The 14,650-nt window shown below is 51.3% G+C and carries 11 protein-coding genes; 1 reads left to right on the plus strand and 10 read right to left on the minus strand.

Translation table 11 applies throughout. The features are described from left to right. Positions 1-136: 136 nt before the first annotated feature. From HMPREF9443_RS06995 to HMPREF9443_RS07035, 9 genes are all read right to left on the minus strand, one after another. The gene (locus tag HMPREF9443_RS06995; RefSeq protein ID WP_009145867.1) at positions 137-1,066 is read right to left on the minus strand and encodes a WYL domain-containing protein; all 930 of its coding nucleotides are present in this window, start codon (positions 1,064-1,066) and stop codon (positions 137-139) included. Then, complete coding sequence (locus HMPREF9443_RS07000; RefSeq protein WP_040565232.1) at positions 1,053-2,303, minus strand: WYL domain-containing protein; 1,251 nt, start codon at positions 2,301-2,303, stop codon at positions 1,053-1,055. The genes HMPREF9443_RS06995 and HMPREF9443_RS07000 overlap by 14 nt, the downstream gene beginning before the upstream one ends. 117 nt (positions 2,304-2,420) lie before the next feature. Beyond that, on the minus strand, positions 2,421-4,250 hold the full coding sequence (gene glmS, locus HMPREF9443_RS07005) for a glutamine--fructose-6-phosphate transaminase (isomerizing) (RefSeq protein WP_040565233.1): 1,830 nt from the start codon (positions 4,248-4,250) through the stop codon (positions 2,421-2,423). Positions 4,251-4,764: 514 nt separating this feature from the next. Continuing rightward, complete coding sequence (glmM, locus tag HMPREF9443_RS07010) at positions 4,765-6,105, minus strand: phosphoglucosamine mutase (RefSeq protein ID WP_009145872.1); 1,341 nt, start codon at positions 6,103-6,105, stop codon at positions 4,765-4,767. Between the two features lie 243 nt (positions 6,106-6,348). Next, positions 6,349-7,953 (minus strand): NAD(P)/FAD-dependent oxidoreductase, encoded by a 1,605-nt coding sequence (locus HMPREF9443_RS07015; RefSeq protein WP_009145873.1) that lies wholly within the window; start codon positions 7,951-7,953, stop codon positions 6,349-6,351. 7 nt (positions 7,954-7,960) lie between these two features. Further along, on the minus strand, positions 7,961-8,893 hold the full coding sequence (locus HMPREF9443_RS07020) for a CdaR family protein (RefSeq protein WP_009145874.1): 933 nt from the start codon (positions 8,891-8,893) through the stop codon (positions 7,961-7,963). Continuing rightward, on the minus strand, positions 8,890-9,729 hold the full coding sequence (gene cdaA, locus HMPREF9443_RS07025) for a diadenylate cyclase CdaA (RefSeq protein WP_009145875.1): 840 nt from the start codon (positions 9,727-9,729) through the stop codon (positions 8,890-8,892). The genes HMPREF9443_RS07020 and cdaA overlap by 4 nt, the downstream gene beginning before the upstream one ends. 48 nt (positions 9,730-9,777) lie before the next feature. Further along, positions 9,778-11,577, minus strand: a complete 1,800-nt coding sequence (gene lepA / locus HMPREF9443_RS07030; RefSeq protein ID WP_009145876.1) for a translation elongation factor 4 — start codon at positions 11,575-11,577, stop codon at positions 9,778-9,780. A gap of 155 nt (positions 11,578-11,732) precedes the next feature. After that, positions 11,733-12,107, minus strand: coding sequence for a MerR family transcriptional regulator (locus HMPREF9443_RS07035; protein WP_009145877.1), 375 nt, complete (start codon positions 12,105-12,107; stop codon positions 11,733-11,735). 191 nt (positions 12,108-12,298) lie between these two features. On the opposite strand from HMPREF9443_RS07035, the gene rpsT reads away from it, so the two are divergent. After that, on the plus strand, positions 12,299-12,562 hold the full coding sequence (rpsT, locus tag HMPREF9443_RS07040; protein ID WP_009145878.1) for a 30S ribosomal protein S20: 264 nt from the start codon (positions 12,299-12,301) through the stop codon (positions 12,560-12,562). 334 nt (positions 12,563-12,896) lie between these two features. On the opposite strand, the gene HMPREF9443_RS07045 is transcribed toward rpsT, so the two are convergent. Further along, positions 12,897-14,612 (minus strand): B12-binding domain-containing radical SAM protein, encoded by a 1,716-nt coding sequence (locus tag HMPREF9443_RS07045; protein WP_009145880.1) that lies wholly within the window; start codon positions 14,610-14,612, stop codon positions 12,897-12,899. Positions 14,613-14,650 lie beyond the last annotated feature (38 nt).

Genomic DNA, 14,650 nt, shown 5'->3' on the forward strand with positions numbered 1-14,650 from the left:
TTTGTTGATTGCGTAAAAGCAAATTACTGTTAAGAATACAAAAAAATACACCGAACCTGCAGAAATTCCACAGATTCGGTGGTTTATAATAAGGCTTCGGCATCAAATGAGCTTCCGGCAAATTATATTTTTACCCTTACTCTTTAGCCCGCAGCGCCAGCTGCTTACGCAGCCTGTGACGCAGCAGCTCAATAAAGCCTGCCGCCTCCTGCACCCGCAGCAACGGTCCGAAGGATAAAATACGGATAACCATTTCCGTTTCATCACTTTTGTTATACATCAGCTGCAGCCTGTAATGCTTTTCATCCAAGCGTTCCGTTATCTTTTCCAGATGCGAAAAATGCAGCATCGCCCGCTCCAGAGCATTGCGCTCGTCCGTCAGCAGGACGGTAACCGCACATCGCTCCGGCTCCAGCAGCATGCAGGCCTCCTCACCCGTCTGCTCCAGCATTTTGCAGCTTTTTATGCGCCCCACATTAACGTAATGCAGATGGCGCTCGCACACCGCCTTCAGGCGGAACTTGTCATCCTTCGCCGAATATTCCAGCTGCAGCGGCAGATATTCTTTCCGCACGCTCTCGTTTTTGCCGCTGATAAAGCTGATTTCTACCCTGCGCTTTTCCGTTATCGCCTGCAGCAGCAAGCGAAAATGCTGTTTGTACTCGGGATCATCATAATTATCACCGTCGCTGTAACGGTCGAAATACACAAACTGTTCCTCACTGAACAGCGGCTCCACATTCTCCAGTCCGCTGGAATCTACATCAAAAAGCTGTATCCGCTTATCCGTCAGCAGGCTTTTCAGCCAGCGACGCTGCAATGTTGTCAACGGCATCGCCGGTGCATGCCGCAGCGGCGTAGTCATATCCTTCTGCAGCAGCGGCCAGCTTCCGTCCTGCAGTGCCTTGGGAATGGTCAGGCAGCTGTCGGCAAAGGCCTGCTCCCGCACCAACAGCTCCAAGCTGTCCTTCGTCAGCTGTTTTTCCTGCGCCTGCCGCAGAATACTGCTCACAACATTAAAATAGGTGCCGTATATTTCGTTAAAAAAGCTGTCATTTTTCGCCATCCGCTTGCACCTCCTGCAGATAATAGGCTGCCGTCTGCTCCAGATCATCATAAAAAATGCGCTCTATTTCCTCGTTACTGCAGCTAAAAGCAGTAATACGCCCGATAAAGGTGCGTATCCACGGCAATAGCTCACGCGCATCATACACGGCAGCACTGAAGCAATAATGCTCCGCATCCAGCTGCTGCACCGTTCCGCAGCGCTTTTCGCGCTCCAGGCGCTGCACAATAAACTGCTCGTCAGCTGCCGCCTCCACCGTAAAGCTGATTTCCTCCAACCGATCTGTCCTGAGCATGCCTGCGCCCCAGATGTGCGGCGCCACCTCTTTGGCCAGCTGCAGAAACTCCTCATAACGTCCTTCTGCGCGTTTAACCTCAATACTCTCGATATGGTCCAAGCGGTTGAACAACAGCTTCCGTGCAGCATAGCTATAGCTCAAAAGATACTGTCGTCCTGTCCTTGTGCTACAGTAAATTTTCAAAGGACAAACATATTGCGGTATGCTGCTGCCGTCCTTGTCACAGCGGTAAAGCGTTACGGACTGCCTGCTGTTCATCGCCTCCAGCAGCTCAAACAAAAGCCTGCTGTCCATAGTATAAAGAATAAAGTGATGCTTAAAAGCAAACGCTTCGCAGTCCTCGGCAAATTTATCCAGCAGATAGGAGCCAACCTCTCCCAAAGGCGCTGCCTCGGAAAAGAAGGCGCAGGCAAGCTGCCAACTGCGCCAGTTCACTTCATCACGCGCCAGGCAGTAAAGATTGCGCCGTCCCTGCTTCACTAGCCGCAGCATTCCCAGCGCAGTATATTCATTCAGCTTGTTGCGCACCGTCGATTCATCGGGCTGACGCAGCCGATTATCGAAACAGTTAAAATAACGGCCGCTCAGCAGCTCCAACAGCTCTGCCGCCGAATAGGCCTTGCCGTCTGCAAGAATATCCAGCAGATAAAAATGCAGCGTAATATCCATGGACGTAAAGCTCTTGGCCTTCCAGCTTTTATACAAAGGATTATGACTGATACTGCTGCTGTCGAAGGAAATGCGGTAGGCTCTGCCGTCCGCTTCGCTCTTGAAGCTCATGTAATCCTCCAGCCAGCTGTCCAGACGCCGGCGATTATCATCGTAGCTTCTGGAGCTTTTGGCGGTAAAATCCTGCCGCTTTTCAAAGCCATATACATAAAAGCGCCGCATAAAATTGCGTATATCACTGTAATTTTTAAAAAGCTCGCTATAAGCCATCTGCTTCTGTTCCCCTTCCGCGCTAAATTAATATTAGTATAACATAAGCAACGTATCTCTGTAATTACAAAAACGGCGCAACAGATTTTTACATCCGTTACGCCGTTAATTTATTTTTTATTCAACTGTTACACTCTTTGCGAGATTACGCGGTTTATCAACATCACAGCCACGAGTCAGCGCCGCATAGTAGGCCAGAAGCTGCAAGGGCAGCACTGCCATCAGCGGTGCCAGATATTTGTCCGTACGCGGGATGTAGATAACGTGATCCGCATATTTTTCCAGAGAGGTGTCGCCCTCAAAGCCGATAGCAATAACCACAGCCTCGCGCGCCTTAACCTCCTGCAGGTTGCTGACGGTTTTATCATATACATCCATCTGCGTTGCCAGCACGATTACCGGTACACCGGAAACAATCAAAGCCAAGGTGCCGTGCTTCAGCTCGCCTGCTGCATAAGCCTCCGCATGAATGTAGGAAATTTCCTTCAGCTTCAGCGCACCTTCAAGCGCTACGGCATAATCAAGGCTGCGTCCCAGGAAGAAGGCATCCTCACTGCTGCCGTATTCACGCGCAAACACCTTAATCTGGTCCACGTTTTCAAGCATTTTATGAATCTGCTCGGGTACAAAGGTCAGGCCCCGCACCAGCTCCTGCTCACGCTCGGCACTCATGCTGCCGCGCAGACGGCCTACATAAATCGCCAGCATCAGCATTGCCAGAAGCTGTGTAGTGTAAGCCTTGGTAGATGCTACGGCAATTTCCGGACCGGCATATGTATAAACAACCTGGTCTGCCTCGCGCGCAATAGAGCTGCCGACAACATTTGTAACTGCCAGAGTGCGGGAACCAAGACGCTTAGCCTCGCGCAGCGCTGCCAGTGTATCACTTGTTTCACCGCTCTGGCTGATAACAATCGTCAGGCTGTTGCCATCAACAAGCGGATCGCGGTAACGGAACTCGCTGGCAATATCCACCTCAACCGGCACACGTGCCAGCTGCTCCAGATAATATTTGCCGACAATGCCTGCATGGTAAGCGGTACCGCAGGCCACAATAAAGATTTTATTGATTTCCCGCAGCTCCTCGGCTGTCCAGTTCAGCTCGGGGAAGCCGATGGTTTTTGCTGCCGCATCCAGACGACTGGTCATGGTATCGCGCAAAGCCTTGGGCTGTTCATAAATTTCCTTCAGCATGAAATGCTCAAAGCCGCCCTTTTCCGCTGCTTCGGCATTCCAGTTAACGACAAACACCTTCTTGCTGATGGGAGTTCCGTTGATATCCTGCACCCATACACCGTCTGCCGTTACCGTAGCGATTTCGCCGTCGCTCATGATAAAGGTACGGCGCGTATGGTTGATAATTGCCGGAATATCGGAAGCGATAAAGTTTTCACCCTCACCCAGGCCGATAATCAGCGGATTATCCTTTTTGGTGCAGATGATTTTATCAGGCTCGTATTCGCACATAAACACCAAGCTGTAGGAACCCTTGATGAGCTTCAGCACCTTTTTGACGGTTTCTTCGAAATCTCCGTCATATTGGTCCGCCATCAGATGAGCTACAACCTCACTGTCTGTTTCGGACAGGAATTCATGTCCCTTGGCAATCAGTTCTTCCTTCAAGCCAAGATAGTTTTCAATAATACCGTTATGGACAACGACAAACTTACCGCTGCTGTCCGTATGCGGATGCGCGTTGCGATCCGACGGACGGCCATGTGTTGCCCAGCGTGTGTGACCGATGCCTACATTGCCCACAGGCATATTATCCGCTAATTTCTGACGCAGTGCGTCAAGACGGCCTACACATTTTTCTACACGGATGCTGTTGTTTTCATAAACAGCAATGCCGGCAGAATCATAACCGCGATACTCTAGCTTGCTCATACCGTCAAGCAAAAAGGGGGCTGCTTCGTGATTACCGATATAACCTACAATTCCGCACATAAGTAGTAATCCTCCTCTACGCTGCAAGGTATAAGGCATCATCTGCTTCGTCAGGTTTTCTCGTATCTGATACCTTCTCCCTTGCGAGCCTGTATTATATTCTTTGCCCTTTCTGCCACCGTGCTTTTCTCTCCCCCGTTACCGGAGGACTTTGTACACGGTTTGCGGCCTGCAGCCGGCCGTGAGGCATCCGCTGACTGATCGATAACCTCATTCCTCGTCCACCGCCTAAGCGGTACATGCGCTTACATCCTTCACTGTCTGCTTTTAGCAGCAAAGACAAGGCTCTGCTGATTTATGAGCAAACAGACAATGAGCCGCGCAGGCAGGCAGTCCCACGCGGCACATCCTCAGACTAATTTAATTTTACAATATGATGACTGACAGGTCAAGAAAACATTCCTTGAATTTTTTATACCAAAAAAGAAATGCCAGATAAAAAACTAGACCTTTACCAACTGCAAATACGGTAAAAGTCTAGTTTTACTTTAAAAATATTTTAGCAAAGGCCTGCTTATGCCAGCTCCTTGGTTACAACGTCGGCAATAGCGTTGGCAATCTGTTCCAGACGCTCCTGCTTCGGTCCTTCGGCCATAATACGGATTAAAGGTTCGGTGCCGGAAGCACGTACCAGAATCTGACCGTTTTCGCCCAGCTCCTCCTGATATTTTTTGATTACTTCCTGAATAGCAGCCTTTTCTTCCCAGCCGTTTTTATTCTTCACGCGTACATTCAGCAGAATCTGCGGGAATTTAGTCATTACGGCGCCCATCTCGGACAAAGGCTTGTTGTTGCGAACCATTGCGCACAACAGCTGTACAGCAGTCAGAATGCCATCACCAGTTTTAGCGAATTCGGAGAAAATGATATGACCGGATTGCTCGCCGCCGATAGAATAATTATGCTTGAGCATTTCTTCCAGTACATAGCGGTCACCTACCGCGGTTTTGACAGTCTTGCCACCATGAGCCTTCATAGCCTGATGCAGGCCGACGTTACTCATAACAGTGGTTACCAGCATATTGTCATGCAGCTTGTTGCGCTTCATCAGCTCCAGAGCGCAAATCAGCATAATTTGGTCGCCGTCCATAGCCTCGCCGTTTTCGTCAACTACCAGGCAGCGGTCGGCGTCGCCGTCATTGGCGATACCCACATGAGCGCCAACCTCGACAACCTTCTTCTGCAAAGCCTCCAGATGAGTGGAGCCGCAGCCGTTGTTGATGTTGATGCCGTTAGGCTCGTTGAAAATTGCCACAACCTCAGCACCGAGGCTGCGCAGGATAACCGGTGCGATTTCGCTGTTGGCACCGTTGGAGCAGTCCATAACAATCTTCAGACCGTTCAGCTTAGCATAAGCAGTGCTCAGAATGTGCTTAATATACAGCGCAGACAAATCCTTTTCATGAATAATCTGGCCGACGCTGCTGCCGCTTACTGCCTGAGTGTAATCAATCGGTGCAGCAACGATAGCTGCAATTTCGTCCTCTACTGCATCAGGCAGCTTGTGGCCTGTCTGAGAGAAGAATTTGATACCGTTATCTTCAAACGGATTGTGAGAAGCAGAAATTACTACACCGGCGTTAGCCTTAACCTCACTGGTCAGGAAAGAAATTGCCGGAGTAGGCATAACGCCCAGAAGATGTGCATTGCCGCCGGCGCTGCAGATACCTGCTGCCAAAGCGCTTTCCAGCATTTGTCCGCTGCGGCGTGTATCTCTGCCGATAATAATTTTCGGGCAGGAAACCTCGCGGCCAAAGTATTTTGCGGCAGCATAGCCCAGCTTAAAGGCCAGCTCCGGAGTAAGCTCTACGTTCGCTACACCGCGAACACCATCAGTACCAAATAATCTTGCCATTTTTTGTAATAACCTCCCTAATGTTAATTCGTTTATATGTGAGTTGGGAATTGTTGAGCTAAAAAATCAAATTGATAGGCTCCCCTTGGGGGAGCTGTCACCCACAGGGTGACTGAGAGGGGTTGGTACTCGCTATGCTTACTAACAGCGTTATGTTGAGCGCGCCCCTCTCCGTCATCGCTACGCGATGCCACCTCTCCCCTAGGAGAGGCTTTATCACCGTATTTTTCGTATTTTATTATCCTACTTCACCGGCGCAAATCGTTCCATAATCGCGCGCGCTACATGATAGCCGTCAAGCGCGGCGCTCATAATGCCGCCGGCATAGCCTGCGCCTTCGCCGCAGGGATAAAGCAAATCATGCGTCAGCGATACATAGCTCTGTCTGTCGCGCTCGATGCGAACCGGCGCCGAGGTGCGTGTTTCCACACCCGTCAGCAACGCGCCGCCGTCGGCGTAACCAGCCAGCTTGCGTCCGAAGCTCGTAATGCCCTCGCGCAGAGTATCCGTAACGTAAGCAGGCAGCACCTTGTCTAAGCTGCAGGCCGTCAGTCCCGGACGATAGCTTGGCTGCACCAGACATTCCAGTGACGGAGTGCTGCGCTTCAAAAAGCTGTCCAGATCTTGCGCAGGCGCATAATAGCTGCTGCCTGCCGCCGCATAAGCAAGCTGCTCATAGCGGCGCTGGAATTCTACACCTGCCAGCGCACCATCACCGAAATCCCTGCTGTCCACATTCACCACCAACGCGCTGTTGGCAATGCCGCTGTCACGCTTAAACATGCTCATGCCGTTGACAACCACGCCACCGGCCTCCGAAGCAGCGGCAACTACCTGACCGCCAGGGCACATGCAGAAAGAATAGGCTGTGCGTGTTTTATCCTGAGTATGGTAAACAAGCGCGTAATCCGCTGCGCCCAGCAGATGATGTCCGGCAAAGCTGCCGTACTGCGCCCTGTCAATCAGCTCCTGCGGATGCTCGATGCGCACACCGATAGCAAAGGGCTTCGCCACAATGCCTACGCCCCTACGTGCCAGCATAGCGTAGGTATCGCGCGCGCTGTGACCGCAGGCCAGTACCACGGCTCCTGCCGCCAGTCTTTCGCCGCCGTCGAGGATTACCCCCTGCACAGCATTATTTTTAATATCCAGATCAACAACATGCGCATCATAGCGCACGCTGCCGCCCAGCTCCGCAATGCGGCGGCTGAGCCCCTGCACCATCGCACGCAGCTTATCCGTGCCTACGTGCGGCTTGTGCTCGTACAAAATATTTTCCGGCGCGCCTGCATCTACAAACAGTTGCAGGATTTCAGCCATCATAGGATCATTCACACGTGTAGTCAGCTTGCCGTCCGAAAAGGTGCCTGCACCGCCCTCGCCAAACTGAACGTTGGACGCGGGGTTAAATTCTCCCGTCTGCCAAAAGCGCTGCACATCCTGCACGCGCTGCGCCACCGGCTTGCCGCGCTCCAAAAGCAGCGGCTTGTAGCCATGCTCCGCCAGCTGCAGTGCCGCCAAAAGTCCCGCAGGACCGGCACCGATAACCACAGGCGGTGCGCTCAGCGGCAGTGTGCCAAGCTCCAGCGTCGGCTGCTGCTGCTCCTGATATTGTGTAATATCACGGTCCGCCAGCAGACGCTTCGCCTGTCTGCCGCCTGTTTCAACCTCTGCCAGCACATGGTAGTTGAGGCAGATATCATTTTTCTTGCGCGCATCCACTGCCTTGCGTACTATCCTCACACTGCCCAAAGCCTCGCGCGGTATACCGCATTTGCGGCACACCGCCTGCTCCAGCGTCTGCTCCTGTCGCAGGCTGATACGCACATTATTTATTTTCAGCTTCATCTATAAATCAGTTCTGCCTTTCTACCGATATTTTAATCTGCACCGTACGTCTTTCTGGAATAACCTTTTCCGGCAAATCAAGCTCAGCTGCAACAACAGTACTGCCATTGAGCTTGCTTACATCCAAGGGCTTAGTTTTGACATCCTTCAGCTCCTTCAGCACGGAAGGCGGTGCGGTAACGCGAACGCTTGTCGGCACAATCTCTGTTTTGGTAACAATAATACCGGCAGGCAAATCACCGCTCATAACCAGCTTAACCGGAATATCAAGCGAATGCATCTGGCTTACCATATTGGCCTGCACCATAACGCGCTCAGGGATAATTCTCATATTAGGAATATCGTAACCGTCGTCACTCACGGCAACCAGCTCGCTTTCCGTCTGGAAGCTGCCGCTATGGTTGCTGATATCTATCGGAGCAACCACACGGTTTACCTTGTCAATACGATGTGTTGCACCACGCAAAGTAACCTCCGCTGGAGTAATTATACTGCTGCCGATGGTCATATCACCGTTCACCGCGCCAACGATACGCGTAGTAACGGGAACCTTTTTCTCGCTTACCGTATCCACATATACGGAAACCTCCTTAGGCGTTACGGATACAATCTCGCCGCCGGAGTAGGTTACCGTAATCGGCAGGCTCTGCTGACCTTCGGTTATATTTTTTAAATTGATAGAAGCATTGATTTCGGCACTCAGATTATCGGAACTCAGCTTGGCACGCGAACCGCGCACCTTTACCAGAATTTTATCGGGAGCATTAAAGACCATCATATTTTGCGGCAGATTTCTCTGCTGCAGGCGCACCTCGATATTGCGCTCGATTATCGGGTTCTGGTCGGTCATTACATATACCCACAGGCCGCAGGCCATGAGCAGGCAGATAATCCTTGCCAACAGGTTTTCCTTACGCGCCAGCCTTTGCAAAAATCTCATTTTTTCTCACCGCCCCACAAGCTCTTGATTTTATCAACCAAAGAATTCTTAACTGCTGCATGCGAACGGAAAATTGCCGTGCGCAAAATTTCCTTCACATCATCCACCGTCAGATAACGCATCAGCTCGCCGTTGCGGGCAATGGAAATCGTACCGGTTTCCTCGCTGACAACAAGAATCATCGCATCGGACTGCTCGGACATACCGATAGCGGCACGATGGCGGGTACCAAGCTCCTGGCTCAGATTACGGTTTTCCGTAAGCGGCAGCAAGCAGCAGGCAGCAACAACGCGGTTGCCGCGGATAACGACAGCGCCGTCATGTAGCGGTGTATCCTTAACAAAAATGTTCTGCAGCAGTCCCGAGCTCACCAGACCGTCAATCGGCACACCGGTTTCGATACGCTCTGCCAAACCGGTAGCACGCTCAAAGACCATCAGCGCACCTACCTTGTTTTTGCTCATCACCTTAGTGGCATGAGCAACGGAATCCAGCATTTCCTCCAGCTCCTGCTCGTCCAGCTCGCTGCCCTTATGAAACAGCTTGCCGCGGCCGATTTGCTCCAAAGCACGTCGCAGCTCCGGCTGAAAGACAACAGGCAGGGCGACCATAATCACCGTCATGCTCTTTTCCAGCAGCCAGCTGATAACATGCAGGTTCAGCCAACGGCAGATAAGCGTGAAGCCTATCAGCACCATAAGCCCCTTACCCAATGTTGCGGCACGGGTGTTTTTCAGCATCAGGAACAAACGGTAAAGAAAATAGGCAACGACGACAATATCTATAACATCCAAAAATGTGATTGTCGAAAGCAAGCCTTGCAGTTGTATCATCATAATTGCATTGCTCCTATCTATCAGACACTATCGACTAAGCGCTAAGCCTTAGTCCATTTTCAGAATCGCCATGAATGCCTCCTGCGGCAGCTCTACACTGCCAACCTGCTTCATGCGCTTTTTACCTTCCTTCTGTTTTTCCAACAGCTTACGCTTACGGCTGATATCACCGCCGTAGCATTTCGCCAGTACGTCCTTACGCATAGCGCGGACGTTTTCGCGGGCAATAACCTTGTTGCCGATTGCTGCCTGTACCGGAATTTCAAACATTTGACGCGGAATCAGGCTGCGCAGCTTTTCAACCAGCTGACGGCCGCGAACAGTAGCAAATTCCTTATGCACAATCGCGGAAAGCGCATCGACAGGCTCGCCGTTCAGCAGGATATCTACCTTCACCAAATCGGAATAGCGATAGCCGGACAGCTCGTAGTCCAAAGAAGCATAACCGCGGGTAGCGGATTTCAGACGGTCAAAATAGTCAAAGATAATCTCACTCAGCGGTAATGCGTAGTGAATCATTACGCGGGTATCATCAAGATAGGTCATATTATCGTATTCACCGCGTTTTTCCTGGCTCAGCTCCATAACAGCGCCGACGTAATCCTTCGGCACAATGATGGTTGCATTAACGAAAGGCTCCTCAACATGGTCGATAACGGTCGGGTCCGGGAAGAGGGACGGGTTATCTACCATTTCAACGTCACCGTTGGTGCGGAACACCTCATAAATAACGTTCGGTGCGGTAGTAATCAGGCTCAGATTATATTCGCGCTCCAGGCGCTCCTTGATAACGTCCATATGCAGCAGGCCCAAAAAGCCGCAGCGGAAGCCAAAGCCCAGCGCGGTAGATGTCTCCGGCTCAAATACCAGAGAAGCATCGTTCAGCTGCAGCTTTTCCAAAGCATCACGCAGGTTATCGTAATCGGAATTCTCTACCGGATACAAACCGCAGTATACCATCGGTGTAGCCTTGCGGTAACCGGGCAACGCTTTTTCGGCAGGATTATCGGCATCGGTTACGGTATCGCCTACGCGTGCATCCTTAACATTTTTGATGCTGGCAGCAAAGAAGCCTACCTGGCCCTCCTCCAGCTCATCAACATTGACAAGGCCGGGTTTGAAGTAACCGACCTCGGTAACATCAAATTCCGCACCGGTTGCCATCATGCGAATCTTCATGCCCTTGCGCAGACGGCCCTGCATAATGCGTATATATAAAACTACGCCCTTGTAAGCGTCAAATTTGGAGTCAAATACCAAGGCCTTCAGCGGTGCTTCCGCATCGCCCTGCGGCGCCGGCACGCGCGCTACGATTGCTTCCAGTACGTCCTCGATGCCAATGCCTGTCTTGGCACTGCACAAAACTGCGTCGGAGGCATCAATACCGATAACGTCCTCAATTTCCCTTTTAACATGCTCCGGGTCCGCACTCGGCAAATCAATCTTATTGATAACCGGGATAATCTCCAGATCGTTATCCAGCGCCAGATACACGTTAGCCAAAGTCTGCGCTTCAATGCCCTGGGTAGCGTCAATAACCAGCAGTGCGCCCTCGCACGCTGCCAATGCACGCGAAACCTCGTAGGTAAAGTCTACGTGGCCCGGGGTGTCGATAAAGTTCAGCATATACTCCTCGCCGTTGCGCGCCTTGTAAATGCTGCGCACAGCCTGCGCCTTGATGGTGATGCCGCGTTCACGCTCCAAATCCATGGAATCGAGAATCTGCTCCTCCATCTCACGCTTGCTCAGCGTTCCTGTATATTCAATCAATCTGTCCGCCAGGGTAGACTTGCCATGATCTATATGGGCGATAATAGAAAAGTTGCGAATGTGATTTTGTTCAATCATAAATTACTCTTCCTGCTCCTTCATTAGAATGTATTATTTCAGGCCAATATTGGCTTGAGCCTGTTTTATTAGTACTAATTATTATACCATTATACGGCAAAGCCTGTAAACTAAAAAGAGAGACAGCTCGGCGCCATCTCTCCTCGTACTGCGTTTTATTTCAGTTTGCTATCCTCAAATTCAACGCACTTGTAATAATTATCGATTTTGTAATTCAGCTTATCGAGCGTTTCCTGCATCTGCTCCATGCGCTCGAGCAGCTTGGCACGCTCCTCGATTAAAATTTCCTTGCGTGCGGCCCGCGTTTTGTCGCCCTGCTGAAACAGTGCCACATATTCAATCAGGCTTTCTACCGAAATGCCTGCTGCGCGCATGCATTTGGCAAAGTTTACCCAGTTGCAGTCCGTTTCGGTGTAGTCGCGAATACCGCTTTCGTTGCGGTTCACAGTCGGAATCAGGCCGATGCGCTCATAATAACGCAGCGTATCCGCTGTAATATCATACATTTTGCTTACTTCGTTTATTTTCATCCCGCTTACCTCCTGCCAAGATTGTTTCCTGCTTTCTGCTTATATTTTAGCATTTGGAGTCAGCTCCAGGTCAAGCGTCCGCAAAATATTTTTTACAGGAACAGGCAGGCATATTTGTGATTTTCTCTTGCATAATGCTCTCATTCGTGGTAGAATAATGCAGTACAAGAAAATTCAGGAGGTGAAATTCGTTGCCGAACATTAAATCTTCCATCCGCAGTGTAAAGACCGACGCAGAACGTCGTGCTAAAAACGCTCCGATTAAAGCATCTCTCCGTAATGCTTCCCGCAAAGTAGAGGCTCTGACTAAAACCGGCGCTAAAGAAGACGCTCAAGCTACTATGGCTACTGCTTCCGGTTTGCTCGATAAAGCAGCTCGCAAAGGCATTATCCATAAGAATGCTGCAGCTCGCAAAAAATCCAGACTTGCAAAGAGAATCAACGCTATGGCTTAATTCTTACAAGCTGACCTGCTCTGAAAAGAGCAGGTTTTTTGCATTTCAGGGATAAATTTTTGCAGGCAGGCCATTCCCAAGGTCATGCCCAAAAATAATTTCTTTTGTATATCCCTCCATTGATTGCGGAACGAATATATCTCCCCCGTAAGGGAAGGTGGCTGCGAGCACCGGCGAGCAGACGGAAGGGTTGTTACCGCTTCCGAAGCAGCAAAAGCTGTGTTTCTCAGCATCATTATAGCGTAAAAAAGCAAAAGCATCCCCACACTTTTACTGCAAAAAGTGTAGGGGTGCTTAATTTTTTATCAGCAGCAGTCATTTCACTGCCTACGCCTTACTCCCGGCAGACACCGCAGCGACGGCAGCCGTCAAAGCACATCGGCGTAAACTTGCCGCTCTCGCTGCGCTGCAGCTCGGCAGCAAGATATTCCTGCGTCACGCCCATGTCCAGATGCTGCCACGGCAGCGGCTGGCCGAGCTGCAGCTCGCGCTCCGCCAGCTCCTCGGCATCAAGGCCCTCCTCCTTCAGCACCTGCTTCAGGCTACGGCCTTCCACATGTGCCTTCAGCAGCGCTTCGCCGATACGTCTGCTGCCGCGCGCCAGCACGGACTGCACCACTGTTTCCTTCAGCGATTCGGTAATCAGCTTGATGCGCTTTTCCTTCTTCAGACCGTCGCTCAAAATCTTGAAGCGCTTCTTCAGCGTGCGCACATTGCACAGCGGCGCCCACTGGTACGGCGTAAAGGGCTTAGGCACAAAGCCGTTGACCGAAATAACCAGCTCGCCCTTGTTGCCCACCGCGTCCATTTTGGCACGCACGCGTTTAATCATCTCCACCGTTTCAACGATATCCTCGTCCTTTTCTCCCGGCAGACCGATCATATAATACAGCTTGATGTTGCGCATTCCGGCAGCAGCAGCCAGCTCGATAGAATTATAAACATGCTCCTCCGTAATGCCCTTGTTAATCGCAGCGCGCATCCGCTCGCTGCCTGCCTCCGGCGCTACGGTCATCGTGCGCTGTCCGCTCTGCGCCAACGCATGCGCAATCTGCTCCGTGAGCATATCGGCACGCATGCTGGCCACGGAAAACGGTATCTTATGCTCTACCAGGTATTCCGTCAGCTCCGCCATCTGCGGATGGTCGGAAACGGCAGCTCCCATCAGGCCCACCTTTTTCGTGCGCTCGGGACGCTTGGCGATATCCGCCAAAATATTTTCCAGCTTACGCGGACGCGGCTTGCGGAAGCAATAGCCTGCCATGCAGAAGCGGCAGTGACGGCCGCAGCCACGCGCCACCTCGACAATAAACATATCCTCAAATTCCGTTCCGCTCGTCACAATAGCAGAGGTGTGCGGATAAGCGTCGATATCACGCGCCCACTGGCGTGCTACCTTCGCCGGCGCACCTTCCTGCGGCAGCAGGGCGGTAAACTCGCCCTCATCATCGTACTGCGCCGTATACAGGCTGGGCACATAAACACCCGGCACCTGCGCCAGCGCCGCCAGACGCTCTTGCTTGCTTTCCTCGCGGTAGATGGTATCCAACACGTGCTGCACCGTTTCCTCACCCTCGCCGATAACAAAGGCGTCAGCCACAGCAGCCATCGGCTCGGGATTAAAGGTAGCACAGGGACCGCCGATAATCACCAGCGGCTCACGCTGATTGCGCTCCGCCGCCCGCAGGCGGATATTGCCTAAATCGAGCACCGTCAGCAGATTATCATAATCCATTTCAAAGGACAGCATGACGAAGATAACGTCAAAATCTGCCAGCGGACGCTGGTTTTCCAGGCTCAGCAGCGGTGTTTTGCTTTTGATATGCTCCTGCTGCAAACGTTTATCCGGCAAAAAGAAGCGTTCGCAGGCACTGTCACCGCGCTCGTTAATCATCTGATACAAAATGTGCATTCCCAGGTTCGACATGCCTAAATGGTAGACGTTGGGGTAAATAAACGCTACCGGATGACGTAAGCCCGGCGGATACACCTGCGCGCCGGTTTCATTTTCTCTTGTTTCTTTAATATAGTTTTTGATTATCCAGGACAAAGCATTTCCTCTCCGAGTATCTATAATGTATTAAGAAA

The organism is Phascolarctobacterium succinatutens YIT 12067, from assembly GCF_000188175.1.
Taxonomy (GTDB): Bacteria; Bacillota; Negativicutes; order Acidaminococcales; family Acidaminococcaceae; genus Phascolarctobacterium_A; species Phascolarctobacterium_A succinatutens.

What these genes read in the sequence shown, in the direction of transcription:
- glmS (WP_040565233.1), bottom strand. Translation starts at nt 4,250, where the DNA reads ATGTGCGGAATTGTAGGTTATATCGGTAATCACGAAGCAGCCCCCTTT.
- HMPREF9443_RS07000 (WP_040565232.1), bottom strand. Translation starts at nt 2,303, where the DNA reads ATGGCTTATAGCGAGCTTTTTAAAAATTACAGTGATATACGCAATTTT.
- HMPREF9443_RS07020 (WP_009145874.1), bottom strand. Translation starts at nt 8,893, where the DNA reads ATGAGATTTTTGCAAAGGCTGGCGCGTAAGGAAAACCTGTTGGCAAGG.
- cdaA (WP_009145875.1), bottom strand. Translation starts at nt 9,729, where the DNA reads ATGATGATACAACTGCAAGGCTTGCTTTCGACAATCACATTTTTGGAT.
- HMPREF9443_RS07035 (WP_009145877.1), bottom strand. Translation starts at nt 12,107, where the DNA reads ATGAAAATAAACGAAGTAAGCAAAATGTATGATATTACAGCGGATACG.
- glmM (WP_009145872.1), bottom strand. Translation starts at nt 6,105, where the DNA reads ATGGCAAGATTATTTGGTACTGATGGTGTTCGCGGTGTAGCGAACGTA.
- HMPREF9443_RS06995 (WP_009145867.1), bottom strand. Translation starts at nt 1,066, where the DNA reads ATGGCGAAAAATGACAGCTTTTTTAACGAAATATACGGCACCTATTTT.
- HMPREF9443_RS07015 (WP_009145873.1), bottom strand. Translation starts at nt 7,953, where the DNA reads ATGAAGCTGAAAATAAATAATGTGCGTATCAGCCTGCGACAGGAGCAG.
- lepA (WP_009145876.1), bottom strand. Translation starts at nt 11,577, where the DNA reads ATGATTGAACAAAATCACATTCGCAACTTTTCTATTATCGCCCATATA.